Origin of the sequence: Agrobacterium sp. RAC06, from assembly GCF_001713475.1 — a bacterium.
Classification (GTDB): domain Bacteria; phylum Pseudomonadota; class Alphaproteobacteria; order Rhizobiales; family Rhizobiaceae; genus Allorhizobium.
In genome coordinates, this window is the sequence record NZ_CP016499.1 from 3,493,615 (window position 1) to 3,518,578 (window position 24,964).

Here is a 24,964-nt window from a genome sequence, read left to right on the forward strand (position 1 = left end):
AGGAGCAGGTCACGGCCTGAAGCGGCGTCGTCCGCATGCTGCGCATCTGCGCTCTCCCCACAGATCATTCGTAAGCGGCAATGACCGCATTGATGGTGGAGGACTATCTTGAAACACTTTTTCCTGGCTTCGTTCCTTGCAGGCGCTCTCGCCCTTCCGGCTGCGGCTGCGGACTATACGATCATGGCTCCTGCAGCGCCTGGCGGCGGCTGGGACCAGACGGCCCGCTCGCTGCAGCAGGTCATGCAGGCTGAAGGCATTTCCGGCAATGTTCAGGTCGTGAACGTTCCCGGCGCCGGCGGCACCATCGGTCTCGCCCAGTTCGCCAGCCAGCAGAAGGGCAATGCAAACGCCCTGATCGTCGGTGGTTACGTCATGGTCGGTGCGATCCTGACCAACCAGTCGCCGGTTACTCTGGCGGACGTTACCCCGATTGCGCGCCTGACCGGCGAGTATGAGGCCATCGTCGTTCCCGCCAATTCCGAGATCCAGAACATCGGCCAGCTCGTCGAAAAGCTGAAGGCCGATCCCGGCGCCGTATCCTGGGCTGGCGGTTCGGCTGGCGGCGTTGACCACATTGGTGCCGGCCTGATCGCCAAGGCTGCCGGCGTGGACCCGACCAAGATCAACTACATCGCCTATTCCGGCGGTGGTGAAGCGCTTGCTGCCATCCTCGGTGGTCAGGTCACCGTTGGCATCTCCAGCTACGGCGAGTTCCAGGCACAGGTCGCTGCAGGCACGCTTCGTCTGCTGGCCGTCTCCAGCGCCGAGCGCATCGAAGGTGCGGACGCTCCGACACTGAAGGAAAGCGGCCTTGATGTGGTTCTGCAGAACTGGCGCATGGTTGCTGCCGCTCCGGGCCTGACCGACGAGCAGAAGGCGGCCGTCTCGGCAGACGTCGAAAAGCTCGCAAAGTCGGCCGGCTGGCAGGAAACGCTGAAGACCAAGAACTGGCAGGACACCTACCTTGCTGGCGCTGCCTTCGAAGAGCAGCTCGCCAAGGACATCGCTGCCACCGAGACCATTCTCAAAGACATCGGTCTGGTGAAATGAGCACGGAAGATCGTTCTTCCGGACATCGTACGCGTCGCCCAGATTGGGCGGCGCTGGCCATTGCCGCGGTGCTTGTCGCCGTGGCGGGCCTTATCTTCTACGATGTCGCCCGTCTGCAAGGCGGAAACATCTATTCCGGGATTGGTCCAGCGACGGTGCCAAAGGGCATTGCCATCGGTCTGATCGGCCTTGGCATCTGGACTGTGTTCGCTGCCATACGCCGTGATTTTCCCGAGCGCGAGCACCAGGAGCTACCGCCTGTGCTTTTCATCGTGGCCGGGCTCGCAGCGCAGATGCTGCTCCTGAAAACGCTGGGCTTCTCGCTTGCAACAGGTGTGCTGTTCGCTCTTACCGCGGCCGGCTTCGGCAAAAAGCAGTTCTGGATCTCGCTGCCCGCAGGCATAGCTCTCTCGTTCGTCGTGTGGATCCTCTTCGCGCGCTTCCTGCAACTGTCCTTGCCGGCGGGTCCACTCGAACGGCTGTTCTTCTGAGGGGAACCCCGTGAATACGTTTGATTTCCTTCTCCAGGGGCTGGCGATCGCCGCTCAGCCGATCAACCTGTTCTACGCGCTCATCGGTGTTACGCTTGGCACGCTCGTCGGCGTCCTGCCGGGCATCGGTCCTGCGCTCACCGTCGCGCTCCTGCTGCCGGTGACCTACCAGCTCGATCCGGCCGGATCGCTGATCATGTTCGCCGGCATCTATTACGGCGGCATGTATGGCGGCTCGACGACGTCGATCCTGCTCAACACGCCAGGCGAGAGCGCATCAATCGTGACAGCGCTCGAAGGCAACAAGATGGCCCGCGCGGGCCGCGGCGGGCCGGCCCTTGCCACGGCCGCGATCGGCTCCTTCGTTGCCGGCCTTCTGGCAACCATCGCGCTTGCTTTCATTGCGCCCTATGTCGTGAAATTCGCCCTGTCCTTCGGTCCGCGGGAATACTTCGCACTGATGATGCTCGCCTTCGTCACCGTCTCGGCAGCATTCGGGGATTCGACTTTGCGTGGTCTCACCGCGCTCTTTGTCGGCCTCGCCTTCTCGATCGTCGGTATCGATCAGCTGACTGGCCAGACGCGACTGAGTTTCGGCGTGCCGGATCTGCTCGACGGCCTCGAGGTCACCACGCTTGCGGTTGCGATGTTCGCCATCGGCGAGACGCTCTACGTGGCCGCGCAAGGTGCGCGGGCGCCTGAGAAGGTCGAGGCGGTGCGTGGTTCGCTCTGGATGAACAAGTCCGATTGGAGCCGCTCCTGGAAGCCCTGGCTTCGCGGTACGGCGATCGGTTTCCCGATTGGCGCCATGCCTGCCGGTGGTGCTGACGTGTCGAGTTTTCTCTCCTATTCGACGGAGAAGCAGTTCTCCAAGCATCCGGAAGAGTTCGGCAAAGGTGCGATCGAGGGCGTCGCCGGGCCAGAAGCGGCCAACAATGCCTCGGCTGCCGGAACACTGGTTCCGCTGTTGACGCTCGGCCTGCCGACCACGGCTACTGCTGCGATCATGCTTGCAGGTTTCCAGCAGTTTGGCCTGCAGCCGGGCCCGCTGTTGTTTGCGACCAATCCGCAGCTCGTCTGGGGTCTGATCGCCTCGCTGTTGATCGCCAACTTCATGCTGCTTGTGTTGAACCTGCCGCTGATCGGCCTCTGGGTGCGGCTCCTGACCATTCCAAAGCCCTGGCTCTATTCCGGCATTCTCGTATTTGCCACGCTTGGCACGATTGGCGCCAATCCGTCGGTGTTCGAACTCGGTCTGCTTTTGACCTTCGGTGTGCTCGGCTATGTCATGCGTGTCTTCGGTTATCCGATCGCGCCTGTGATCGTCGGTCTGATCCTGGGTCCGATGGCCGAGCAGCAGCTGCGCCGGGCCTTGTCGATCAGCCAGGGCGATCCGACCGTGCTGGTCACGTCTCCGATCGCAGCGATCCTGCTGGCGCTCGCCGCCATTGCGCTGGTTGTCCCGATGATCCTTCGGGCGCGGGGTAGGGGCCAGGTGCTGGCACAGGTTGCCGCCAGCGAAGACTGATGCCTCAATTGCCATGTGCCGATGCAGGATCCGATTAACTCGGCCTGCATCGGTTGCATGGCTGTCGTGACTTTCCGTCCATTGTAATCTGGCCTTCGGAGTATCATCTTCTGCTTGCAAACGAAGAAAGCGAGTAAAGAAATGTCTAGCCTCCGCAAGTCCATCCAGCAGGGTTTCCTCGGTCGTGCCATCGCCGTTCTCGGTGCAGCAAGCTCCGCAGCGGCTGCTGTCGAAGGGCATCGTCGTCCGAAGGATCACCACCTGAAGACACTCGGCATCAACCCTGCCGATTTCCCGCGCTACTGATTGGCCGCGAGACAAAGGGTGCCGATAAGGCGCTCGGGTGAGGGCGAATAGCCCAGATGCATGTTTCTGAGCGCCCCATCGTGGGCGCTCTTTTTGTTTGAACGATCTCGAAGCGCGCTATCTGCCGAGCCGTTCCCCTGCTGCAGTGAGGGCAATGTTCACGCCAGCCGGCAGCCACTCAAAATCGATGCTTCCGCCGAGTTGATGGATAGCACTGGTTCGTGCCAGCTTGCTGCCGAAGCCTTCCTGGCTGGGAGCCTTGATCTCGGGCAGAGCGACATTCTCCTGCCATTCCAGATGCAGCGCATCCTTGTCCATCCGCCATCGCACATCCAGTCGTCCCTCCGCGTCGCGGAAGGGGCCATACTTTGCCGCATTGGTCGCTAGCTCGTGAAAGATCAGGGCAAAGCTCGTTGACGCATGTGGCCCGAGGAGTATTTCCGGACCTTTCAGGGTGACTTGTCTGTCGCGATCCGCCAGGTGCGGGGACAGGATTTCTTCCAGAAGTGTATGGAATGCAACGGTTTCCGCAACTGATGATCCGGCAATGATGGCCGGCTGGATCAGGTGATGCGCCTTCGCCAGGGCCTGCAGGCGACCGTGCAGTGATTTTGCCATCTCGCCGACCGACGGCGATGAGCGCGCGGTCATGTTGATCATGCCTGCAGTTATAGCGAAGAGGTTCTTGACGCGATGGTTGAGCTCCCGCAGCAGAAGCTGACGTGCTTCTTCGGCCACCTTGAGATCGTGAATATCCGTGCAGGTGCCATACCAGCGGCTGATCTCGCCGTTCTTGTCGCGCACACATTGAGCGCGCCCGATGACCCAGCGATAGACACCGCTGCGATGCCGAAGACGGTACTCCACGTGATAGGGTTCACCTGTCTCGAGGCTATGGAGCCACTTCGCGCGGGTTTCTGTCCGGTCATCGGGGTGAAAGACATTCTCCCATTCCGAGCCGTCGGTGAAGCCCTCGCTGACGCCTGTGTATTCGTACCAACGCTGGTTGAAGTAGTCGTGGTAACCGTCCGGTCGTGTCGACCAGATCATCTGGTCGATCGAGTTCACGATGGCTTCGAAACGCTGTTCACTGTCCCGGAGAGCGGCCATGGCCGTTGCTGCTTCGGTGACATCAGACGCTTGGACGAAGATGCCAACTGACTGGCCAGTGGCATCAATGACAGGCTGATAGACAAAGTCGAGATAGCGGGCCTGTCTTTCGCCCTCAGGCGATACCAACTCGATCGGGGCGGACTTGCCCTGATAGGGCTTTTGCGTCGTGTACACCGTATCGAGCAAGCTGATGAAGCCTTGATCCCGGACTTCCGGCAGTGCATCCGCGACCGGGCGGCCGACGAGATCTGAACGCTGAACCAGCGCTTCGTATGCAGGGTTTACCAGCTTGAAGGTATGCGAAGGCCCTTCCAAGATGGCGATCGCAGCCGGTGCCTGAGCAAAGAGGCGACCTAGCCGGACAATCTCTTCTTGCGCCTGCCGACGTGCCAACACTGCAGCCGTCGTTTCGTTGCCCTGGTTGAAGATGAGCAGGTGGTCGGCGGGCAGGTGGCTAACCCGCCGCCGGGCTTGATCCTCGCCAAGGGTCAGGTGGTTCAGAACGACGCCACCAGCTGACAGGGCTGGCGCGGACCGCCGCCATAAGGCTGGTAGGTGTTGTCGCTCGGACGATAGGAGCGATAGCGTTCCATGCAGGCCATGACGTGGCCTTCGTCTTCCATGCCAGCACCAGAATTGCTCCCGTCGGCACTAACGGTCATGACCCTTGCGTTGCCTTCTTCCAGCTCCGCCATGACCTCGACCTGATAGGGTGAATCACAAGCGCGAATGTCGCCGCTGAAGCTGCGATAGGCATTGCGGACGGGATCGTAGGAACGATAGCGCGCTTCACACCAGGAGAAATGCTCCGGAGGCAGCGTGTCGGCGCCGAAACCGGACGTCGCTTCGTCGATCGCTGCAGTGACGAGAGTGTCGATGTCACCGACCTCGGAACCCTGTTCTGCGGTCGCGGCCTGCACGCTCTGATCCGATGCCCCCACGTCGGGTTCGACCATCACCACATGGCTTGCATAGCGGGGCGGTAGACGCTCCAGGTTCTGTGCGGACCTGTCGATGCGGACGGGCTCCATCGTCCAGAGGTCCCTGATATCAAGGCCGGTGAAGTTGTGGGGGGCTTCTTCCGGTGCGAGCGCCGCTGACGTGAGGACGACGCCACCAATCACCATCCCGGCGGCGAGCGCTGACGTTGACAGCAGTTTTATCAAGGGTTTCATCGGGATCTCCATTCATCGTCTGTGACAGAAGAATGAAGTTCCCGTCGGAGGGTTCCCGATGAAACGTGTCTTGCCCTTGATTATTCGACTGTTTCTCCGAAAGGAGGTTAACAATCGAAATGCTTCTCAATGGTTGTGACGCGGAGGCGTCTTGGAAATCTGGCGGAATTCCTCTGCGTTTTTGATCGTCGCGCCATCGGCCAACTGGGTGACTGTCTGACGATAGAGCCGCTGCCAGGGTGTCGCGTCTTTCGGCACGGGCGGAATGCCCTCGGCCTTGCGCCTTTCGATTTCCTCGTCGCCCACCAGCATGTCGCAACACCCCTCATTCAGGTCGATGCGGATGGTATCGCCGGTCCTGACCCAGGCCAGACCGCCGCCGGCTGCACTTTCAGGCGATGCATTGAGGATCGAGGGGCTGTCGGCCGTGCCGGACTGGCGGCCGTCGCCGATCGTCGGAAGGCTGAGGATGCCCCGCTTGATGAGGTGATCCGGCGGCTGCATGTTGACCACTTCGGCCGAACCCGGCCAGCCAAGCGGGCCTGCGCCGCGAATAACGAGAACGCAGTCCTCGTCGATCTCGAGAGCGGGGTCGTTGATGCGCTTGTGGTAGTCCTCCGAGCCGTCGAAGACGATGGCGCGGCCCTCGAAGATGCCTTCGCGGCCCTTTTCCTGCAGGTAACGCAAGCGGAAACCCTCGGAGATGACGCTCGTCTTCATGATCGCAAAGTCGAAGAGGTTGCCCTTCAGCACCACGAAGCCGGCGCGTTCACGCATCGGTTCGTGGTAGGGCTTGATCACCTCCCGATCCGTCGCCTCCCTGCCTTGCAGGTTCTCAGCCATGGTGCGGCCGGTCACCGTGCGACAGGTCGTGTCGATCTTTCCGGCCTGCATGAGTTCCCACATGATCGCCGGTACACCGCCGGCGCGGTGGAACCGCTCGCCGAGATAGGCGCCGGCCGGCTGTACGTTGGCGAGCAGCGGAATGTCGTAGCCGTGAACCTGCCAGTCCTCAGGCAGGAGTTCGACGCCAGCATGTTTGGCCATGGCCATCAGATGCGGCTGGGCATTGGTCGATCCGCCGATCGCCGAGTTGACCCTGATGGCATTGAGAAAGGCTTCACGGGTGAGAATGTCCGAGGGGCGGACATCCTCCAGAACGAGTTCTACCGCCCGCTTGCCGGTGCGATACGCCATCTGGCCGCGTTCGCGGTAAGCGGCGGGAATTGCGGCGCAGCCGGTGAGCGACATGCCGAGTGCCTCGGCAATCGCGTTCATGGTCGAAGCGGTGCCCATGGTGTTGCAATGGCCGGGAGAGGGGGCCGAATCGAGGGCGCGTTCGAGGAATTCCTCGCGGCTGATCTCACCGGCCGCATATTTGCGACGCGAGCGCCAGATTACCGTGCCGGAACCCACCAGTTCGCCATCATGCCAGCCGTCAAGCATCGGGCCGCCGGAGAGCACGATCGCCGGGATGTCTACCGTCGATGCAGCCATTAGGGCAGAGGGCGTGGTCTTGTCGCAGCCGGTGGTCAGCACGACGCCGTCGAAGGGATAGCCGTAGAGCAACTCGACCAGGCCGAGATAGGCAAGGTTGCGGTCAAGGGCGGCCGTCGGTCGCTTGCAGTTCTCGAACAGCGGATGCGACGGGAATTCGATCGGAATGCCGCCAGCGTCGCGGATGCCGTCGCGTACGCGTTTGGCAAGATCCAGGTGATGACGGTTGCAGGGATTGATGTCGGAGCCCGATTGGGCGATCCCGATGATCGGCTTGCCGGAGCGCAGCTCCTCCGGCGTCGTGCCATAGTTCATGAAGCGCTCCAGATAGAGCGCGGTCATGTCGAGGTGATCTGGATTGTCGAACCAGTCCTGGGAACGGAGACGGCGTTTCGGTGTTTCAGATTCGGTCATCGGCGGCACCTTTGCGGTGGTTGATCTTTTCCAGGTGAAGCAGAAGAGCACTGTGGTCGAGTTCGCCATTGCCGTCTGCAACAAAGGCTTCGAAGGCCTGGCGAACGTCCGCTGTCAGCGGAAGCTCAAGGCCAAAGGTCTCGGCCATGGCGGCGACGGCGTTCAGATCCTTCAACTGCAAGCGCGAGGGGCCACCCGGCTCGAAGCGCCGCTCGACCATGCGCTGGCCGTGCAATTCCAGTATGCGGCTTTCGGCGAAGCCGCCGCGGATTGCTTCGCGGAACTTCTCCCGCGACGCGCCGCCGGCTTCGACGAGCATCAGCGCCTCTGCAACGGCGCCGATGGTGATCGCGACGATCTGCTGGTTGGCGAGCTTGCAGATCTGGCCAGCACCTGATGGGCCGACATGCGTGACCCGGCCCAGCGGGGCGAAGATTTCCGCAAGGCCCTCGATGATCTCGGCATCGCCGCCCGCCATGATCGCAAGCGTGCCGGCTTCCGCCCCGACGACGCCACCTGACACGGGTGCATCGACATGGGCGACGCCGCGATCAGCGAGGCGTTTAGCGTGATCTTTTGCAATGGGCGGTGCGATCGATGATGTGTCGATGACGACCGTGCCCTTTTCCAGCGCTTCGGCCGTACCCTTGGTGAAAAGCACGTCCTCGACTGCGGAGCCATCCGACAGCATGGTGAAGACCACGTGGGCGCCGGCGACGGCGTCTGCCGGGCTCTCTGCAAGCCTGGCACCGGCTGCGGCCAGAGGCTCTGCCTTGCCGCTATCGCGATTCCACACCGTGACGAGGAAACCTGCCGCAAGCAGGCGCCTGGCCATGGGCGCGCCCATCAGCCCGGTCCCTAGAAAGGCGATCTGCCTGTTTTCAGTTCCCGTCAAAGCTTGCCTCCCAGTTCATCCTCGATATGCACCCGAATGATTTCATCGAAAGAGTTTTCGGCGGTAAAGCCGAGTGCGCGGGCTCGGGTTGCTTCGAAGCCCGGCGCCCAGCCGGCGCAGATGCGCATGATCATCTCGTCGGGCTCGTGGCGGATGAGCTTGACCGCTTTCTCCCCTGCCACGCGGCGCAGCGCTTCGATCTGCTCGCCAACGGTTGCGCTGAGGCCCGGCATCGACAGGTTGCGGCGTGGGCCGACCGTTTCCAGGTCGATGTTTGCGCCGTGGATGAGGAAGCCGACCGCAGATCTGGACGAGGCGTGCCAGTGGCGGACATCCTCGCCCACCGGCAAGACGGCCTCCTGGCCGACCAGCGGTTCGCGCAGGATGTTGGAGAAGAAGCCCGAGGCTGCCTTGTTCGGCTTGCCGGGGCGAATGCAGATTGTTGGCAGGCGGATGCCGATGCCGTCGAAATACCCCTTTCGGGAATAGTCCGAGAGCAGCAGTTCGCAAATCGCCTTCTGCGTGCCGTAGCTGGTAAGCGGCGTGGTGTGGAACTCGTCCGGGATCGGGTAAGGCAACGGCGCACCGACGACCGCGATCGATGAGGTGAATACCACTCGGGGGCAATAGCCGTCAGCCATGTGGGCAAGCCGGATTGCCTCGAACAGGTAGCGGGTGCCGTCGAGGTTGATCTTGTAACCCTTTTCGAAGTCGAGTTCCGCTTCCCCTGAGACGATCGCAGCGAGATGGAAGATGACATCGGGGCGCGATGCGATCAGGCGCTCGGCAGATGCGGACTCAGACAGATCAACGGTCTCGATCGTCACCCTGCCGTCGAAGCCTGCGGGAGCATCTGCAGCCACGAGATCGGCGAGCGTCATCGCCTTGATCTGCCGTCCCTGCAGCTCTCCATCGCGTGTGAGCCGTTGCGCCAGCTTGCGTCCGACCATGCCGGCCGCGCCAATCACCAGAATATGCATGTGACAAAGTCCTCCCATGTCATTCTTCGACCCTGCGCGCATCTGCACAAGGGCCTTCTTTAAAAACTATTTGTAAGGTTGTCTGATAACCTTATATCACTCTCATGGAAACCGAATTTTTGGCCCAGCTTGCGATGGGCCGACTGGGAGACTGATGATGGCCATTGAAAGCGCGATCGAGGGCAAGGATTTGTGGAGCGGGGCGGGCAACCCGGTTCCCAGCCTCATCGAGGTGCTCGGACCTGACATGGTCGTCGTCGGCGCCGAGGTCGAGCGCTACTGCCGGGATTGGCATGGGGATGTCACGACCGGCGCTGTGGCGGTTGTCCGTCCGCGAACGACTGAGGAGGTCTCGCTTGTCGTTCGAACCATCCGCTCTCTGGGGTTAGCGATCGTGCCGCAAGGCGGCAATACGGGGCTGGTTCTCGGGGGCATTCCCGATGCACCGGCGAGCCAGGTTGTCGTCAGTCTCGAGCGCATGACGGCGATCCGCCGCATCGATGCGGATGATTTCTCGGCCGTCGTTGAGGCGGGTGTCATCCTGCAGGATTTCAAGGACAAGGTAGAGGATGCAGGGCTCTACTTCCCGCTTGCGCTCGGTGCGCAGGGTTCCTGCCGGATCGGCGGCAATGTCTCGACGAATGCGGGCGGCATCAACGTGTTGCGCTACGGTATGACGCGCGAACTCGTGCTTGGTCTCGAAGTCGTCCTGCCCGATGGCTCGATTTTCGAAGGTTTGTCCACGCTGCGCAAAGACAATCGCGGGGTCGATCTAAAGCAGTTGTTCATCGGGGCGGAGGGCACGCTTGGTATCGTCACCGCCGCTGCCTTCAAGCTTGCTCCGCCGGCTGAGAAGGTTGCGACGGCTTTGCTGGGTCTCGGAGCATTGTCGGATGCGATCACGCTCTACCGGCGTGCGCGACGAGACTGCTGCGACCTAATGTCGGCCTTCGAGTTCATGCCGCCGATCGCCTTCACCCTCGCGCAAGAAGCAATTCCTGATCTCGCCATGCCGATGAGCGCCGATTATCCGGCCTATGTGCTGCTTGAGATCTCGGGTTCCGGCCTTGTCGATATCGAAGACCTGATGCACCGCTTTCTTGAAGGCGTGCTGGAGGACGGCCTGGTGCTGGACGGCGTCGTCGCAACGTCGCGGAGCCAGGCCCGCTCTCTCTGGCTCTTCCGCGAGGGGATGAATGAGGGGCAGGCCAAACGTGGGCCGCATCTGCGAACGGATGTGTCCGTGCCCCTGTCGCGACTTCCGGAGTTCGTTGAGCAGGCTGAAGCGGCCATCGCAGCGCGCTTGCCGGATTGCACCTGCGTTTCCTACGGTCATGTCGGTGACGGCAATGTCCATCTCAACGTGTTGCCGCCCTCGGGTCTTTCCCGCGACGAGGTGGCCGCGAGGATCTACACGGCGAAAAATGTCGTGAATGATGTTCTGGATGGTTTCCAAGGTTCGATCAGCGCCGAGCACGGCATCGGTCGCCTGAAGAAGCCGGACTTTCTCTCGCGTGTGCCGGCCACGCAGCTGAAACTCCTGACTGCGATCAAGCAGACCATCGATCCCTCCGGGGTCATGAACCCCGGTTGCCAATTGAATTCGAGTGCGGATTCGTGAAATACCGGAGCAGGTGGCAAGGAGAACAGCGGGCATGTCGATCGATCTCGGGCAGTTGAATTTCGGACAGATCAGGCGCAGTGAGCACCTGCCCGCCCGAATTGCCGCGCAATTGGCCGACGAGATCAGCCAGGGACGTCTGAAGCCAGGTGAGCGATTGCCGACCGAGCATGTGCTGGCCAAGACGCTCGGCGTCAGCCGGTCTGTCGTGCGCGAGGCCATCGCGCAGTTGCGGAACGAAGGCCTGGTGGAGACCCGGCAGGGTGTCGGTGCCTTCGTCAGCGAACCTTCGGCCAGACCGATCCGTATCAAGGATGGCGAACTCTCCGAGCCTCAGAGCTTTCGCGCGCTGTTCCAGCTGCGTGTGCCACTCGAAATCGAAGCGGCGGGGCTCGCCGCCGTGCACCACACCTCGGAGGATCTTGCGAAGATCGACGAGGCGCTGTCGCGCATGACGGGGGCCGAGAAGTGGACGGAGCAGGGCATCGTCGCCGATCTCGCCTTCCACCGGGCCGTCGCCGAGGCGACACACAACGAGTATTTCGCGCTGTTCATCGGCTTCATCGCCGAGCGCATCAGCCTGGCGATCGATGCGGCACGCTCCCGCGCCGTGCTTGAGGAAATCGTTGAAGTGACCATCGCCGAACATGTCCGGCTGAGAGACGCGATCGCCAGGCGCGACGGTGCGGGCGCACGCGAGGCCATGCGCGCCCATCTGCACGGTGCTGCAAGCCGGATCGATCTCAGCCTCGAGCAATTCTGACGCGGTTCGCGCGGCGGCTTTGTCCACAAGTCTGCCGTCCGGGGTAGACAGGCGTCAAATCTGACCCTATGAATTTGCATCAAGAGTTGTCAGACATCCTGACAATATGGCAGGCGACAGGGTCGTTCATGCCGGAGGACAAGGAGGAGGTCCGTCTTGCAGCGCCGTCAAAGTCTCGAATCCGTCTATATTCTGCCGGAAGATTCCTCCCAGGCTGTGCTGGTCGGCAGGGTTTGGTCTAAGGCCGCCGCGGGTCCTTGCCCGGTAATCGTGCGCCACGGCACCCTCTACGACCTGACTGGTCTTGCCTCTACGGTTTCCGCACTGTTCGAGTTTGAAGATCTCGCCGAGCGCTTGATGGCTGAGGAGAGCCTGCCTGCTCTGGGCACGCTCAACCAGTTCCTGTCCGGCGACGCCGGTCATCTGCTCGCCCCCATTGATCTTCAAGCCGTCAAGGCCGCCGGTGTCACCTTCGCAGATAGCATGCTGGAGCGGGTGATCGAGGAGCAGGCGAAGGGCGATGCCGGGCGTGCCCAGGCCATCCGCGAGAAGCTTGCACCCGTTTTGGGCGACAGCTTGCGGGGACTGGTCGCCGGCTCCGAGCAGGCGGCGAAGGTGAAAACACTGCTGCAGGACATGGGCCTCTGGTCGCAATATCTGGAGGTCGGGATCGGCCCCGACGCGGAGATCTTCACCAAGGCTCAGCCGATGTCGTCGGTCACCTGTGGCGATACTGTCGGCATTCATCCGATTTCCCAATGGAACAATCCGGAGCCCGAAATCGTTCTTGCCGTTCGTTCCGATGGCAAGATCATCGGCGCGACGCTCGGCAACGATGTGAATCTGCGAGATGTCGAGGGCCGGTCGGCGCTGCTCTTGGGGAAGGCGAAGGACAATAATGCATCGTGCTCGATAGGGCCCTTCGTCCGGCTTTTCCATGGCAGCTTCACGATGGACGTGCTGCGCAAGGTTCGCGTCTCGCTGCTCGTGCGCGGCGAGGACGGCTTTGAAATGACGGGGGAAAGTCCGATGGAAGCGATCAGCCGGGCGCCTGAGAACCTTGTTGCCCAATTGCGCAACCGAAACCACCAATACCCCGATGGTGCTGTGCTGTTCCTCGGCACCATGTTCGCGCCGGTCAAGGATCGCCGTGGTGCTGGCCAAGGCTTCACGCATGAGGTTGGCGATCGCGTCGAGATTGCGACACCAACGCTTGGTCGTCTGGTCAACTGGGTCGATCGCACGGATGCCTGCCCGGAATGGACCTTCGGAACACGTGCTCTTTTCCGCAACCTGGCCCAACGCGGCCTGCTCGACAAGGCGTGAGGGCGTATGACCAGAATTGTCGATCTCTTCTACAAATTCCTCGAATTGCTTCTGATCCTGCTCTTGTCGGGCATGGCGATCATGGTCTTCGTCAATGTCATTTTGCGTTACGGCTTCAACTCCGGCCTGACTGTCTCGGATGAAATGGCCCGCTATTTCTTCGTATGGTTGACCTTTGTCGGCGCGGTCGTCGGCTTTCGCGAATACGGACACATGGGCGTGGAAAGTCTGGTGGCCCTATTCGGTCGGCGCGGCCGGGTCATCTGCATGATCTTGTCCAATCTCCTCATTTTCGGCGTTTCTGCCATCTTCTTCTGGGGAACCTGGAAGCAGTTGCCGATCAATGCCAGCATGAGCGCACCCGTTACGGGACTTTCCATGGGCTGGGTGTACGGTATCGGCTTCTTCACCGGCGCCGGCTGTAGTCTGATCGCGCTCGAACGCCTTTTCCGTCTGGTCACCGGGCGTGTCACCGAAAGTGAAATCGCAGCCTTTGCAGGCGAACACCACGGCATTGAGAAGCTGGTGGAGCGCGCCTGATGACCCTTCTTGTCTTTATCACCTCGCTCCTCGGCGCCATGGCCATTGGCGTTCCGGTCGCCTTCGCTCTGATGTTCTGCGGCGTGACGCTCATGTGGTACATGGGCATGTTCAACAGCCAGATCATCGCGCAGAACATGATCGGGGGCGCCGACACGTTCACGCTGCTCGCCATCCCGTTCTTCGTGCTGGCCGGCGAGTTGATGAATTCCGGCGGCCTGTCGCGGCGCATCATCGAGTTTGCGATTGCCTGCGTTGGCCACATCCGTGGCGGCCTCGGTATCGTTGCCATCATGGCCGCCGTGATCATGGCCAGCATCTCAGGCTCGGCCGCTGCCGATACGGCAGCTCTGGCCGCAATCCTGATCCCGATGATGGCAAAGGCGGGATACAACGTGCCGCGCTCTGCCGGCCTCATTGCGTCCGGTGGTATCATCGCACCCGTCATCCCGCCGTCGATGGCGTTCATCGTTTTCGGTGTTGCCGCGAATGTGTCGATCACACAGCTCTTCATGGCGGGGATCGTGCCGGGCATGTTGATGGGGATCGCGCTTGTCATTGCCTGGCAGATCGTGGTTCGCAAGGACAACGTGAAGCCCTTGCCGAAAGCGCCGGCGAAAGAGCGCTTGCGAGCCACAGGGCGTGCGGCCTGGGCGCTCGGCATGCCGGTTATCATCCTGGGAGGGATCAAGGCCGGGGTGGTGACGCCTACGGAGGCGGCTGTCATTGCGGCTGCCTATGCCATGTTCGTCGGCATGGTGATCTATCGGGAACTGAAACCGAGGGATCTGCCGCGGGTCATCCTGCAGGCGGCCAAGACAACCTCGATCATCATGTTCCTGGTGTGCGCGGCCCTGGTCTCCGCCTGGTTGATCACTGCGGCCAATATTCCCGGCGAGATCACGCGCTACATCGAACCTCTGATCGATCGGCCGATGCTGCTGATGTTCGTCATCATGGCACTGGTTCTCGTCGTCGGAACCGCATTGGACCTGACACCGACCATCCTGATCCTGACACCCGTGCTGATGCCGATCATCAAGCAGGCGGGCATCGATCCGGTCTATTTCGGCGTCATGTTCATCATGAACTGCTGCATCGGCTTGATCACGCCGCCCGTTGGCGTGGTGCTCAACGTGGTCAGCGGGGTCGGGCGCGTACCGCTCGGCAAAGTCGTGACGGGCATTGTTCCGTTCCTGCTCGCGCAGGTGCTCGTTCTCGTATTGCTCGTCATATTTCCCGAGATCGTCATCGTGCCGGCGCAGTGGCTACGGTGAGGAACGAAGTTCAACCAACTCATTAAAATCCAAGGGAGGATACACCATGAGGAAGATACTACTCGCAACGACAGCACTGGCATTCGCCGTTTCCGGAGCCGTTCCAGCTTTTGCGGAATTCAACGACCGCACCATCCGCGTATCGAACGGCATCAATGCCGATCACCCTGTCGGGAACGGCATCGAGGCCATGCAGAAGTGCCTGGATGACAAGTCCGGTGGCAAGCTGAAGCTGCAGGCGTTCTGGGGCGGTGCCCTCGGTGGCGACCTCCAGGCGACCCAGGCTCTGCGTTCGGGCGTCCAGGAAGCCGTGGTGACGTCTTCGTCGCCTCTCGTCGGCATCGAGCCGGCGCTTGGTGTCTTCGACCTGCCGTTCCTGTTCGGCTCCGCTGACGAGGCCTACAAGGTACTCGACGGCGAGTTCGGCGACATGATGAACCAGAAGCTCGAAGCCGTTGGCCTCGTGAACCTCGGCTATTGGGAGAACGGTTTCCGCAACCTGTCCAACTCGGTTCGTCCGGTGACGAAGTGGGAAGACTTCGAAGGGATGAAGGTTCGCGTCATGCAGAACAACATCTTCCTCGATACCTTCCAGAACCTCGGCGCAAACGCTACCCCGATGGCATTCGGCGAAGTTTTCTCGGCACTCGAGACCAAGACCATCGACGCCCAGGAAAACCCCTATGTGACGATCGACACCTCTAAGTTCTTCGAGGTGCAGAAATATATCACTGAGACGAACCACGCCTATACGCCGTTCCTCTTCCTGTTCTCCAAGGCGATCTTCGATACCTATACGCCGGAAGAACAGGCGGCCTTGCGCGAATGCGCAACGGTTGGCCGTGATGTCGAGCGATCGGTTATCGCCGACCTCAACAAGCAGTCGCTGGAGAAGATCAAGGCAGCCGGCCTTGAGGTGAACACGCTTTCGCCTGAAGAGCAGCAGCGCATCCGCGAAAAGTCCATGATCGTCTATGAAAAGCACAAGGAGACGATCGGTGCCGAGGTGGTGGACGACATTCTCGCCAAGCTCGCCGAACTCCGTAAGTGACCTCCCTGGTCGTGGCGCTCTTGAGCGCCGCACCAGAAGAAGCCCGCAGCGGGAAACCGCTGCGGGCTTTTTATACCAAGTGTCGATGATAGGAACCCATAGGATGGCTTATTTCGAGTTCCTGGCTAGGCGCGGCGCGCCGGGCGATGCCTCCCGCATCGGCCAAGCGGCGCAACAACGCCAGGGGCCTGCAATAAGCCACCCTTGGTCGGCTTCCCGCCCATTCTGGCGTCGTCGAGTTCCTTGACCGATGCTTCAGCATCGCTCTTCGGACCTCTCCTAGTCAGAAAGTGCGGTCGAGCTGATCCTATAGCTCCCTATCATCGACATTTGGTATTAGTCTGTCATTCGGGGACAGATGGCAGGACCTTGTCTCGCTTCTTCAATTGCTGCTCACGGAAGAAGATGAACAGGCCCGATCCGACGATGAGGGTCGCACCGACGATCATTGTCAGTCGAGGCACTTCGCCGAAGAAGAAATAGCCGAAGACAACAGCCCATAGCAGCAGTGTGTATTGGAGCGGCGCGACGGTCGCGGCGTCCGAAATTTTCAAGGCGCGGTTGACCAGCATGTGCGCGCTCATGGCAACGATGCCGAGAAGCCCCAGCAACAGGATTTCATTCACCGACGTGATCGGTGTCCAGCCGAAGGGGGCGGCAATCAGGCCGACCACTGCGGCTCCACCCGTCTGGAACAGTACAAGCGTCTTGTCCGGCGTGCCGCGCAGGCTGCGGCCCGAGAGCATCATGAAAGCGAAGGCGGCAGTGCCGATGATCGAGATCAGAGCGGGTGTGGTGAACATGGCGCTCGACGGCTCGAGCGTGATCACGACCCCGATGAAGCCGATAGCAATTGCGGACCAGCGCCGCCAGCCGACCTTTTCTCCCAGCAGGAAAGGCGCTGCCGCCGCCACATAGATCGGCGCTGCGAGCCAGTAGGTCATGACATCGGCCAGCGGCAGATACATGACCGCGTAGTAGAAACAGAAGAGTTCCAGCGTCGAAAGCACGACGCGCGTGAACTGCAGCCAGGGTCGCTCTGCCTCGACGATCGGCTTCAGGCCGGCCATCCAGAGGAAGGGCGCAAGGATCAGAAGTGCTGCAATGCTGCGGATCAGGATGACCTGGCCGAGGCCATAGCTCGCAACCAGCCATTTGCCCATGGCATCGTTCATCGCAAAGAGCAGCATTCCGAGCAGCATGACTGCAGGGCCTGCCATCCCGGCCAGTCCGAGTGCCCTTCGCGAAGCCTCATCTGTCGTGTGCGTTGTCATGGCTCCTCCTTACAAGCGTCCGATTCTCGTCTGTCATGTTGTCTGACAATTCAACAGTTGTATTGGCTGATGGGCCGTCGGTTGACAAGACCACAAGGGTGGCGTTTCGCCTTGGACCTGCTGATCGCACGGGCTGGGCGAACTCCGTTGACGTCCCGGCTCACCCGAGAGAGGAATTTTCCCAACACGCATATCTTTAGAATACCAATCTAGTCGTGATTGTTGACGTGGCGCTGATTATGACGAAAATGTGTCAATATCAGCCGGAGCCAATGAGTGGCTCCGTTCGTGGGAGACTGCCATGTCACATGCGATCGCGAAGCTTTTCGGTGACCCCAAATCCAGGCGTTCTGTCGAGGTTTGCCGGCAGCGGGCCGCGGTTGCCGCCGCGACTGTTTCGATCGGCTTTATAGCGGTGCTGATCGTCACGCTTTAAGTTTCTGAGCATCCGGATCAGCGGGTAAACGTTGATTGTCCGTGCCGGACGATCTTCGTCACGGCCTAGGTTTTACCGGCCCTTGAGCGCCACTCCCGGGCATAATCGTCCAGTCCGTCTAGCGTGTCGACGATGCTCCGCATTTTAACATCAATCGTGATCCCCGTCAGCAAGGCCGCGCCGATTGCCGTGCCGGTGGTCGCTTCCGATGCGTGGACTGGACGCTTCATTAGCGTGTGGAGCGCGCGAAGATAGAGTTGATTGGCGGCAAATGGACCCTCGACGATGATCGGCCCCTCTGCCTCGATGAGGTCGAGACAGGTTTGGGTCATCAGGGCCTGGTAGAGGCTGGCCGCGGCCAGTCGTTCGCTCACAGAGCTCGTCTCGTTCATCCAACGGAAATGCGAATCCGGGAATGGGCCGGTACCCATCACCACGCTCGGCAGGATCATCGAACCTGCGTCGATCACCGCTGTCGCGGCAATCAGTTCCTCCTCCATGGGGACGACCGCCATGTCGCGGGTCAGAAGGTCCCATTCGCGTCCGCCCATGAAGCGGGCCGAAGGAACCGCCTGACCGTTGGCGTCGACATTGACCAGCGTATCGCGCGAGGGATCCAATCTTTGCGGCTTGGCGCCGACGCCGAAGCAGATCACCCAAGTTCCCGTGGACACGACAGTGCAAGGGCTGCCGAAGCCGACGAGATGCGGCAATAGCGACGCGTTGGAATCGTGAAGTCCGCAATAGACGGGTACCGGGATCTGCAGGCCGATCGCGTGGGCCACCTCCGGTCTGATGGGCCCGAGGGCATCGAAAGCGGAGCGCAAGGGGGCCATCCGCTCGCGGATACCAAGGGTGTCAACCAGCTTCGAATAACGCCCTTCAAACGGGTGCCAGAGATCGGTGTGGCAACCAAGCGAGGTCCGCTCGTTGGCGACAACACCCGTCAGGCGGTAAGCCCAGTACTGCGGATAAGTGAGGATCGTTGCGACCTTGTCGAACTTGTCCGGGAAAGTTGTCTTCTGATAGTGTAACTGCGCCCCGACGTTCAGGCCCCCTGTGAGAGCTGGCGAGAAGGTTTCCGAAAAATGCGGCCGCAGCTTGCCATAGGCCTCAGTTGTCTCGTGTGGGTAGAGATGTTCGTAGTCCAGCACCGGCATCGCAAGGCTGCCCTCGTCGTCCAGCAGGGCTGCCGATGCGCCATGCGTGGTGATCGACAAGGCGTCGAAGCCAGGTCCGGCGGCGAATTCCCTCAGAGACCCCAGCAGGAACGCCCAAAGCGCCTCGACATCGAAGTGCGGGTAGGGGGGAGCGGGGATGACCGTATTCGCGGTTTTTCGGATTGCCAGTTCGGTGCCGGTCGTCCCATCAACCAGCACCACCTTGGCATTGGTCTTGCCGATGTCGATGACGGCGATGCGTTGGAAAGACTGGCTCATGGCATGTGAAAGACGGGTTTTAGATCGACGGCCCAGGGCGAATTGTCGGGGTTGGTGGCCATGATGTCGGACATGTGGCCCCACCAGCGTATCATCACCGGGTGAGATGGCAGCGCCGCCATGCCGTGGTTCCGGGTGCGGGTCAGGACGCCGATCAGCAGGTTCGTCTCCGGATCGAGATGGATCGTGTAGTCGCTGATACAGGCATCATGCAGCAAGTCGACGAGATCAGGCCAGATCTCGTCATGGCGCTTTTTATACTCCGCCTCCATGCCCGGATTGAGCTTCATCTTGAAGACGTGGCGTTCGGTCTCGCTCATTGCGCGTTCCTCGCATGCTTGATCCGCCGCGCGACGATGGGGAGCGCGATGGTGATGATCAGGAGTAGGCCGATGAAGATCGACATGACGATGCCGGGTACGTTGAGGAGACCGAGGCCGAAGGTGACGAGGCCCATGACGAAGGCTGCGATGACCACGCCGACGATGGTGCCCGAACCGCCGAGGATGGAGACGCCGCCGAGCACGACCATGGTGACGACTTCAAGCTCCCAGCCTTGAGCGATCGAGGGGCGGGTCGAGCCGAGGCGCGATGTCAGGCAGACGGCGGCGATGCCGCTCATCAGGCCGGTCAGCAGGAAGAGGATGAATTTGACCCGCTCGACCGGGATGCCGGAGAAGCGTGCGGCGAGCGGATTGTTGCCGATGACATAGACATGGCGGCCGAAATTAGTCCGGTGCAGGAGGATGGCGAAGAGCAATGCCATCACCAGGAAGAGGACGAATTCGAAGGAGATGACCCAGAAGACGTAACCCTGGCCGAAGAAGGCAAATTCCGGCGGGTATTTGCCGAAGGCCTGGTCGCCCAGAACCAGATAGGAGATGCCGCGGAAGAGGCTCATCGTGCCAATCGTCACGACGATTGAGGGCAGCTTCAGGCCGGCGACGAGCAGTCCGTTGAAGGCGCCACAGGCAAGGCCGGTGGTGATCCCGATCGCGACCAGGCCGGGTGCCCCGACGCCAAGCTGTGCTGCATAGCCCATCGCGGTCGAGGCGAGCGCGATGATCGCGGCAACCGAGAGGTCGATCTCACCAGCGATGATCAGCAGCGCCATGGCAAAGGCGATCAGCGCCTTTTCGGTGAAATTGAAGGTGGCGTCCGACAGGTTCCAGGCGTTCAGGAAGTAAGGTGAGGCAAACGAATTGGCGATGAAGATCAGCACCGCCACGCAGAAGAGCAGCACTTCCCAGCTGCCGAGCAGTCGGCGCAACGGTGTTTCGAGACGGTCGGGGATGACGCGCTTTGTGTGTTCATGTGCGGTGCTCATGCCGTTGCCTCCTTTCCGGCTGCGCGGTCACGCAGGATGATGCGGCCCTTCTTGGCCTCGGCGCGGGCGTTGAAGACGACGGCGAGCACGATGACGATGCCCGAGATCGCCATCTGGGCGAAGGGCGAAATGCCGATGACGGGCAGGGCGTTCTTGATGACGCCGAGGAAGAGGGCGCCCAAGACCGTGCCGATCACGGTGCCGATGCCACCTGCAATCGAGATGCCGCCGATGACGCAGGCCGCGACACTGTCGAGTTCGAAGCCGGCGGCGATATCGACATAGGCGACGGCATAACGCGAGACCCAAAGGTAACCGGAGAGGCCAGCAAGCGCCCCGGAGAGCACGAAGGCGAGGAAGCGGGCGCGACCGACGTCGATGCCGGCATAGATGGCAGCCACTGGGTTGCCGCCTGCTGCATAGGTCGAGCGGCCGAAGGGGGTGCGGGCGAGGATGAAGCCGACCAGCAGGATGACTGCAATCGCCACCCAGGAGAGGATCGGCAAGCCCAGCACCGGCAGACGCGGGACGCCGAGAAAATCCGGCTGCATCTGGTGGGCGTTGACCCAGGCGCCGCCTGAAAGGACGAAGCTCATGCCGCGATAGATGGTCAGCGTGCCGAGCGTCACGACGATCGGTGGGATCTGCAGGGCCCAGACGAGGAAGCCGTTGATTGCGCCGAGGGCTGCACCAATGCCGATTGCGATGAGAACGAGGAGCGCCAGCGGCAGGCCCGGATAGGTGCTGTCGAGCATGGCGACCGCCATGCCGGTAAAGGCGAGATTGGCGGCAACCGAGAGGTCGATCGACTTGGTCAGGATCACGACCATCTGGCCGAGCGCCAGGATGATCAGGATCGAGGTGTCGTTGAAGATCGTCACCAGGTTTTCAGGTGTCGCGAAATTGGGTGCCCGCGTGGTGAAGCTCATGATCATGCCGATGATGATCATGCCAAGCAGCATTTCGCGGTTTTTCAAAAGGTTCTGCATTGTCATTCCTCACGCATTGCCGGTGGCGGCGCGCACAAGCGTCTCTGCGGTCAGGCCTTCGCGCTCGAAAATGCCGGCTTGCAGGCCCTCGCGCATGACCATGACGCGATCCGACATGCCGAGGATCTCCGGCAGTTCGGACGAGATCATGATGATCGACAGGCCTTCGCCGGCGAGTTCCGAGATGAAGGCATGAACGGCAGCCTTCGAGCCGATGTCGATGCCCTTGGTCGGTTCATCGAGAATGATGACCTTGGGCGAGGTGGCGAGCCACTTGCCGATCACCACCTTCTGCTGGTTGCCGCCCGAGAGCGTGCCGACGGGAACGGAGAGGGCGGCCGCGCGCAGGTCGAGCCGTTCGGCAAAGCGGCGGGCGAGCTTCAGCTCATTGGTCGCCTTCAGGAAGCCTGCAACCGAGGTGCGGATCAGTGAGGGTAGCGACATGTTCTGATAGATCGGCAGTTCCAGCGCCAGGCCATGTCGGCCCCGTTCCTCGGGCACATAGACAATGCCGGCTGTGATCGCATCCGAGGTGTTGCGAATGGTGATCTCGCGACCTTCGAGTTCCAACCTGCCGGATTTTGGCCTGTTGATGCCGAAAATCGACTGGCAGAGTTCGGAGCGGCCGGCACCGATCAGGCCGTAGACGCCGAGGATCTCTCCCTTGTTGAGGGTGAAGCTGATGTCGCGGAATTCGGTTTCGTGGCTGTAGCCCACGACACTCAGGACTGGCGCGCCGATCACGGCCTCGGTTTTCGGGAAGACGTCGTGCACGTCGCGTCCCACCATCATACGCACGATCTCGTTCTGGGGTGTGTCCCTGAGCACGCCTGCGCCGACCATGCGACCATCGCGGAAGACGGCGTAGTTGTCGGCGATTTCGTAGAGTTCGTCGAACTTGTGGCTGATGAAGAGGATCGCCTTGCCCTGGCGCTTCAAACCCTCGACGATGCGGAAGAGATCGTCGATTTCCTTGCGCGAGAGGGCGGCCGTCGGTTCGTCCATGATGACGATACGGGCATCGACGGAGAGTGCGCGGGCAATCGCGACCAGATGGCGCTGGGCAATCGAGAAATCCTTGAGCTTGGTGGTCGGGTCGATGTCGCTTTCCAGCGCCTTCATCAGGTCCCGGGAGCGATCGTTGATGGTGCGCCAGTCAATCAGGCCAAAGCGCGTGCGCGGCGCGTGGCCGAGGAAGATGTTTTCGCCGACAGTCAGTTCGTCGAACAGCACCGTCTCCTGATGGATGGCTGTCACACCTGCGTCGATCGCCTCCTGGGCGTTGGAGAAGGTGGTCGGCTTTCCGTCGATCAGGATCTCGCCTTCGTTCGGGCGATAGATGCCGGTCAGGATCTTGACGAGCGTTGACTTGCCGGCGCCGTTCTCGCCGATCAGCGCGGTCACCTTGCCCGGATAGAGGGCGATATCGACCCGATCCAGGGCCTTTACGCCCGGGAAGATCTGGGAAATGCCCCGCATTTCGAGAATGGGCTCGCCAGCCGGGATCGCGCCCGCCGCGAGCTTGGCAGATTGAACGGTCATCATGTGCTTACCGAATGAGTGAAATCCCGGCGGCTTGAGCCGCCGGGTCTGGTCCGCCGAGATCAGAAGATCTTGGAGAATTCCTCGATGTTCGAGGCGTTGTAGACGAAGGGGTCTGCCATGGCGGCTTCGCCACCGTCACCGACCTTGATCTTGCCCATGCGGCCGGCTTCGATTTCCGAGCCAGGAGCCGCATCGGTTTCGCCCTTGGCGAGACGATAAGCGATCTGGGTGGCGGAGTAGCCGAGATCGATCGGGTTCCAGATGGCGAATTCCTTCGTTGCACCCGACTGGATGGCGCCCGCCATTTCGGAGGGGAGGCCGAGGCCGGTGACGTAGACGTCGCCGATCTTGCCGGCATCCTTGACGGCCTGGGAGGCGGCGAGAACGCCGACGGTCGTCGGGGCCACAATGACCTTGACGTTCGGCTGCGAGGTCAGGAGGCCGTTCGCTTCGCGGTAGCTCTTGTCGGCGAGGTCATCACCATAAACTGTCGTGACGAGGTTGAGGCCGGGGAAGTCCTTCAGCTGTGCCTTCATCTCCTCGATCCAGATGTTCTGGTTGGTCGAGGTGGTGGTGGCAGACAGGATGGCGAAGTCACCCTTGCCGTCGGGCAGATGGTTGGCGGCGAGCTGCAGGCACATCTTGCCGATCAGCGCGTTGGACGACGGGTTGAGGTGCATGATGCGGCCTTCTGGGGCGACACCGCTATCCCACGAGATGACCTTGATGCCGCGGTCCATGGCCTTCTTGAGGGCGGGGACAACTGCGTCCGGGTCGTTTGCCGAGATCGCGATGGCATCGACGCCCTGCGCGATCAGCGAGTTGATGACTTCGATCTGGCCTTCGGCCGTGGTCGAGGTCGGGCCGGTGTAGATCACTTCTACGCCGCCGAGTTCCGCAGCTGCTTCCTGAGCGCCCTTGTTGGCGGCTTCGAAGAAGCCAATACCAAGTGACTTCACCACGAGTGCGATTTTCATGTCAGCTGCCTGTGCGGCAGAGCCCATGGTGGCGAGTGCAATGGCGGCACTGGCCAGCAAGATTTTCGTCAGTTTCATGTTTTCCTCCCAGGTTGATGAACTGCTTTACTCTCCCTCCCGGCGCCTCCTCTTAAGCGACCGACGAGGTATCCTCCCTTGCCGATGAAGCCATGGGCTTCACGGTTATGAGCTTCACGCCGGCGTCGGTGACCATGGCGGCCGCCTCGTCGGAAATTCCGTCATCGGTGATGATCGTCGACACCTTGTCGAGCGCACACAGGATCAGGCTTGAGCGCTTGGCGAACTTGCTGGAATCGACCATGACGATCAGCTCTTCGGCCTGACGCACCAGCTTCTGTTCGCTCTGGATGACCAGTGCATCCGATTCCATCACGCCGTGGGCGTTGATGCCCTGGGCCCCGATGAAGATGCGGCGGGCATAGAAGTTGCGGATCGCATCATTCTCGAAGGGCGACAGGATCAGGCTCTGGTCGCGATAGATCGCGCCGCCGGGAACCGAAACCGTGCATTTCGAGTGCTTCACCAGGTGCTCGGCAATGGCGAAGGAATTGGTCATCACCTGCAGGCGGCGGGCCGACATGAAATGCACCATCTGGAAGGTGGTGGTGCCGCCATTGATGATGATCGAATCACCTTCTTCGCAGAGATCGACCGCTGCGCGCGCAATTGCGCGTTTCTTGTCGATGTTGACCGATTCGGAGACGCGGAAGGGGCGTGCTGCAAGATTGCCAAGCTGTGGCGGGTGAACCGCTTCTGCGCCGCCACGGACGCGTCTCAGCTTTCCCTGCACATGGAGAGACGCGATATCCCTGCGGATCGTGGCTTCTGAAGCCTCGGTCAGCTCGGCAATATCCTGCACCGTGATCACAGGCTTTTCCTGGATCGCGCTCAGAATGATGCGATGGCGTTCGCGTTCGTGCATGGGG

The 24,964-nt window shown here is 61.2% G+C and carries 23 protein-coding genes; 10 read left to right on the forward strand and 13 right to left on the reverse strand.

Annotated elements, in window-relative coordinates:
• Positions 1–108: 108 nt before the first annotated feature.
• The 4 genes from BSY240_RS16650 (at position 109) to BSY240_RS24200 (ending at position 3,378) form a co-directional block, all read left to right on the forward strand.
• Positions 109–1,053 (forward strand): Bug family tripartite tricarboxylate transporter substrate binding protein, encoded by a 945-nt coding sequence (locus BSY240_RS16650; RefSeq protein ID WP_054148561.1) that lies wholly within the window; start codon positions 109–111, stop codon positions 1,051–1,053.
• Entirely contained in the window at positions 1,050–1,544 is a 495-nt protein-coding gene (locus BSY240_RS16655; protein WP_054148562.1) for a tripartite tricarboxylate transporter TctB family protein, read from the forward strand. Before BSY240_RS16650 ends, BSY240_RS16655 begins: the two co-directional genes overlap by 4 nt.
• A gap of 10 nt (positions 1,545–1,554) precedes the next feature.
• Entirely contained in the window at positions 1,555–3,072 is a 1,518-nt protein-coding gene (locus tag BSY240_RS16660; protein WP_054148563.1) for a tripartite tricarboxylate transporter permease, read from the forward strand.
• 141 nt (positions 3,073–3,213) lie between these two features.
• Complete coding sequence (locus BSY240_RS24200) at positions 3,214–3,378, forward strand: hypothetical protein (RefSeq protein ID WP_166601365.1); 165 nt, start codon at positions 3,214–3,216, stop codon at positions 3,376–3,378.
• 117 nt (positions 3,379–3,495) lie between these two features.
• Here BSY240_RS24200 and BSY240_RS16665 read toward each other — a convergent pair whose 3' ends face one another.
• From BSY240_RS16665 to denD, 5 genes are all read right to left on the reverse strand, one after another.
• Positions 3,496–4,884, reverse strand: a complete 1,389-nt coding sequence (locus tag BSY240_RS16665) for a sensor histidine kinase (protein WP_236759269.1) — start codon at positions 4,882–4,884, stop codon at positions 3,496–3,498.
• A 104-nt stretch (positions 4,885–4,988) separates the two neighbouring features.
• The gene (locus BSY240_RS16670; RefSeq protein ID WP_171901585.1) at positions 4,989–5,666 is read right to left on the reverse strand and encodes a BA14K family protein; all 678 of its coding nucleotides are present in this window, start codon (positions 5,664–5,666) and stop codon (positions 4,989–4,991) included.
• Positions 5,667–5,792: 126 nt separating this feature from the next.
• Entirely contained in the window at positions 5,793–7,577 is a 1,785-nt protein-coding gene (locus BSY240_RS16675) for an IlvD/Edd family dehydratase (RefSeq protein WP_069043040.1), read from the reverse strand.
• The gene (locus BSY240_RS16680) at positions 7,564–8,424 is read right to left on the reverse strand and encodes an NAD(P)-dependent oxidoreductase (protein WP_069043041.1); all 861 of its coding nucleotides are present in this window, start codon (positions 8,422–8,424) and stop codon (positions 7,564–7,566) included. The genes BSY240_RS16675 and BSY240_RS16680 overlap by 14 nt, the downstream gene beginning before the upstream one ends.
• 44 nt (positions 8,425–8,468) lie before the next feature.
• Positions 8,469–9,452, reverse strand: a complete 984-nt coding sequence (denD, locus tag BSY240_RS16685; protein ID WP_069043042.1) for a D-erythronate dehydrogenase — start codon at positions 9,450–9,452, stop codon at positions 8,469–8,471.
• Between the two features lie 247 nt (positions 9,453–9,699).
• Between denD and BSY240_RS16690 the strand changes: the two genes are divergently transcribed.
• The 6 genes from BSY240_RS16690 to BSY240_RS16715 all read left to right on the forward strand — a co-directional run bounded on the left by BSY240_RS16690 (position 9,700) and on the right by BSY240_RS16715 (position 16,030).
• Positions 9,700–11,073: an FAD-binding oxidoreductase gene (locus BSY240_RS16690; protein WP_442856015.1), complete on the forward strand. Its 1,374-nt coding sequence runs from the start codon at positions 9,700–9,702 to the stop codon at positions 11,071–11,073.
• Positions 11,074–11,107: 34 nt separating this feature from the next.
• A complete protein-coding gene (locus tag BSY240_RS16695; protein WP_054148568.1) occupies positions 11,108–11,836 on the forward strand; it encodes a FadR/GntR family transcriptional regulator in 729 nt (242 codons plus the stop codon).
• A 156-nt stretch (positions 11,837–11,992) separates the two neighbouring features.
• Positions 11,993–13,162, forward strand: coding sequence for a fumarylacetoacetate hydrolase family protein (locus BSY240_RS16700; protein ID WP_069043044.1), 1,170 nt, complete (start codon positions 11,993–11,995; stop codon positions 13,160–13,162).
• A 6-nt stretch (positions 13,163–13,168) separates the two neighbouring features.
• A complete protein-coding gene (locus BSY240_RS16705) occupies positions 13,169–13,702 on the forward strand; it encodes a TRAP transporter small permease (RefSeq protein WP_054148570.1) in 534 nt (177 codons plus the stop codon).
• Entirely contained in the window at positions 13,702–14,979 is a 1,278-nt protein-coding gene (locus BSY240_RS16710; RefSeq protein WP_069043045.1) for a TRAP transporter large permease, read from the forward strand. The genes BSY240_RS16705 and BSY240_RS16710 overlap by 1 nt, the downstream gene beginning before the upstream one ends.
• Positions 14,980–15,025: 46 nt before the next feature.
• Positions 15,026–16,030, forward strand: a complete 1,005-nt coding sequence (locus BSY240_RS16715; RefSeq protein WP_054148572.1) for a TRAP transporter substrate-binding protein — start codon at positions 15,026–15,028, stop codon at positions 16,028–16,030.
• A 344-nt stretch (positions 16,031–16,374) separates the two neighbouring features.
• Here BSY240_RS16715 and BSY240_RS16720 read toward each other — a convergent pair whose 3' ends face one another.
• The 8 genes from BSY240_RS16720 to BSY240_RS16755 form a co-directional block, all read right to left on the reverse strand.
• Positions 16,375–17,304, reverse strand: a complete 930-nt coding sequence (locus BSY240_RS16720) for a DMT family transporter (RefSeq protein ID WP_371418365.1) — start codon at positions 17,302–17,304, stop codon at positions 16,375–16,377.
• Positions 17,305–17,805: 501 nt separating this feature from the next.
• Entirely contained in the window at positions 17,806–19,179 is a 1,374-nt protein-coding gene (locus BSY240_RS16725; RefSeq protein ID WP_069043046.1) for an FGGY-family carbohydrate kinase, read from the reverse strand.
• Positions 19,176–19,499 carry an L-rhamnose mutarotase gene (locus tag BSY240_RS16730; protein ID WP_069043047.1) on the reverse strand — a complete coding sequence of 108 codons (324 nt, stop codon included), beginning with the start codon at positions 19,497–19,499 and terminating at the stop codon, positions 19,176–19,178. The genes BSY240_RS16725 and BSY240_RS16730 overlap by 4 nt, the downstream gene beginning before the upstream one ends.
• A complete protein-coding gene (locus BSY240_RS16735; protein WP_069043048.1) occupies positions 19,496–20,506 on the reverse strand; it encodes an ABC transporter permease in 1,011 nt (336 codons plus the stop codon). The genes BSY240_RS16730 and BSY240_RS16735 overlap by 4 nt, the downstream gene beginning before the upstream one ends.
• Positions 20,503–21,495: an ABC transporter permease gene (locus tag BSY240_RS16740; RefSeq protein WP_069043049.1), complete on the reverse strand. Its 993-nt coding sequence runs from the start codon at positions 21,493–21,495 to the stop codon at positions 20,503–20,505. Before BSY240_RS16740 ends, BSY240_RS16735 begins: the two co-directional genes overlap by 4 nt.
• A 9-nt stretch (positions 21,496–21,504) precedes the next feature.
• Positions 21,505–23,040: a sugar ABC transporter ATP-binding protein gene (locus tag BSY240_RS16745; RefSeq protein ID WP_069043050.1), complete on the reverse strand. Its 1,536-nt coding sequence runs from the start codon at positions 23,038–23,040 to the stop codon at positions 21,505–21,507.
• A 59-nt stretch (positions 23,041–23,099) separates the two neighbouring features.
• The gene (gene rhaS / locus BSY240_RS16750) at positions 23,100–24,095 is read right to left on the reverse strand and encodes a rhamnose ABC transporter substrate-binding protein (RefSeq protein ID WP_054148578.1); all 996 of its coding nucleotides are present in this window, start codon (positions 24,093–24,095) and stop codon (positions 23,100–23,102) included.
• 52 nt (positions 24,096–24,147) lie between these two features.
• A complete protein-coding gene (locus tag BSY240_RS16755; protein WP_054148579.1) occupies positions 24,148–24,960 on the reverse strand; it encodes a DeoR/GlpR family DNA-binding transcription regulator in 813 nt (270 codons plus the stop codon).
• Between the last annotated feature and the right edge of the window lie 4 nt (positions 24,961–24,964).

Coding starts and splice junctions, on each gene's coding strand:
- BSY240_RS16655 (WP_054148562.1), top strand. CDS start 1,050: ATGAGCACGGAAGATCGTTCTTCCGGACATCGTACGCGTCGCCCAGAT.
- BSY240_RS24200 (WP_166601365.1), top strand. CDS start 3,214: ATGTCTAGCCTCCGCAAGTCCATCCAGCAGGGTTTCCTCGGTCGTGCC.
- BSY240_RS16670 (WP_171901585.1), bottom strand. CDS start 5,666: ATGAAACCCTTGATAAAACTGCTGTCAACGTCAGCGCTCGCCGCCGGG.
- BSY240_RS16675 (WP_069043040.1), bottom strand. CDS start 7,577: ATGACCGAATCTGAAACACCGAAACGCCGTCTCCGTTCCCAGGACTGG.
- BSY240_RS16680 (WP_069043041.1), bottom strand. CDS start 8,424: ATGGGCGCGCCCATGGCCAGGCGCCTGCTTGCGGCAGGTTTCCTCGTC.
- denD (WP_069043042.1), bottom strand. CDS start 9,452: ATGCATATTCTGGTGATTGGCGCGGCCGGCATGGTCGGACGCAAGCTG.
- BSY240_RS16690 (WP_442856015.1), top strand. CDS start 9,700: ATGGTCGTCGTCGGCGCCGAGGTCGAGCGCTACTGCCGGGATTGGCAT.
- BSY240_RS16695 (WP_054148568.1), top strand. CDS start 11,108: ATGTCGATCGATCTCGGGCAGTTGAATTTCGGACAGATCAGGCGCAGT.
- BSY240_RS16705 (WP_054148570.1), top strand. CDS start 13,169: ATGACCAGAATTGTCGATCTCTTCTACAAATTCCTCGAATTGCTTCTG.
- BSY240_RS16710 (WP_069043045.1), top strand. CDS start 13,702: ATGACCCTTCTTGTCTTTATCACCTCGCTCCTCGGCGCCATGGCCATT.
- BSY240_RS16715 (WP_054148572.1), top strand. CDS start 15,026: ATGAGGAAGATACTACTCGCAACGACAGCACTGGCATTCGCCGTTTCC.
- BSY240_RS16720 (WP_371418365.1), bottom strand. CDS start 17,304: ATGACAACGCACACGACAGATGAGGCTTCGCGAAGGGCACTCGGACTG.
- BSY240_RS16725 (WP_069043046.1), bottom strand. CDS start 19,179: ATGAGCCAGTCTTTCCAACGCATCGCCGTCATCGACATCGGCAAGACC.
- BSY240_RS16730 (WP_069043047.1), bottom strand. CDS start 19,499: ATGAGCGAGACCGAACGCCACGTCTTCAAGATGAAGCTCAATCCGGGC.
- BSY240_RS16735 (WP_069043048.1), bottom strand. CDS start 20,506: ATGAGCACCGCACATGAACACACAAAGCGCGTCATCCCCGACCGTCTC.
- BSY240_RS16740 (WP_069043049.1), bottom strand. CDS start 21,495: ATGCAGAACCTTTTGAAAAACCGCGAAATGCTGCTTGGCATGATCATC.
- BSY240_RS16745 (WP_069043050.1), bottom strand. CDS start 23,040: ATGATGACCGTTCAATCTGCCAAGCTCGCGGCGGGCGCGATCCCGGCT.
- rhaS (WP_054148578.1), bottom strand. CDS start 24,095: ATGAAACTGACGAAAATCTTGCTGGCCAGTGCCGCCATTGCACTCGCC.
- BSY240_RS16755 (WP_054148579.1), bottom strand. CDS start 24,960: ATGCACGAACGCGAACGCCATCGCATCATTCTGAGCGCGATCCAGGAA.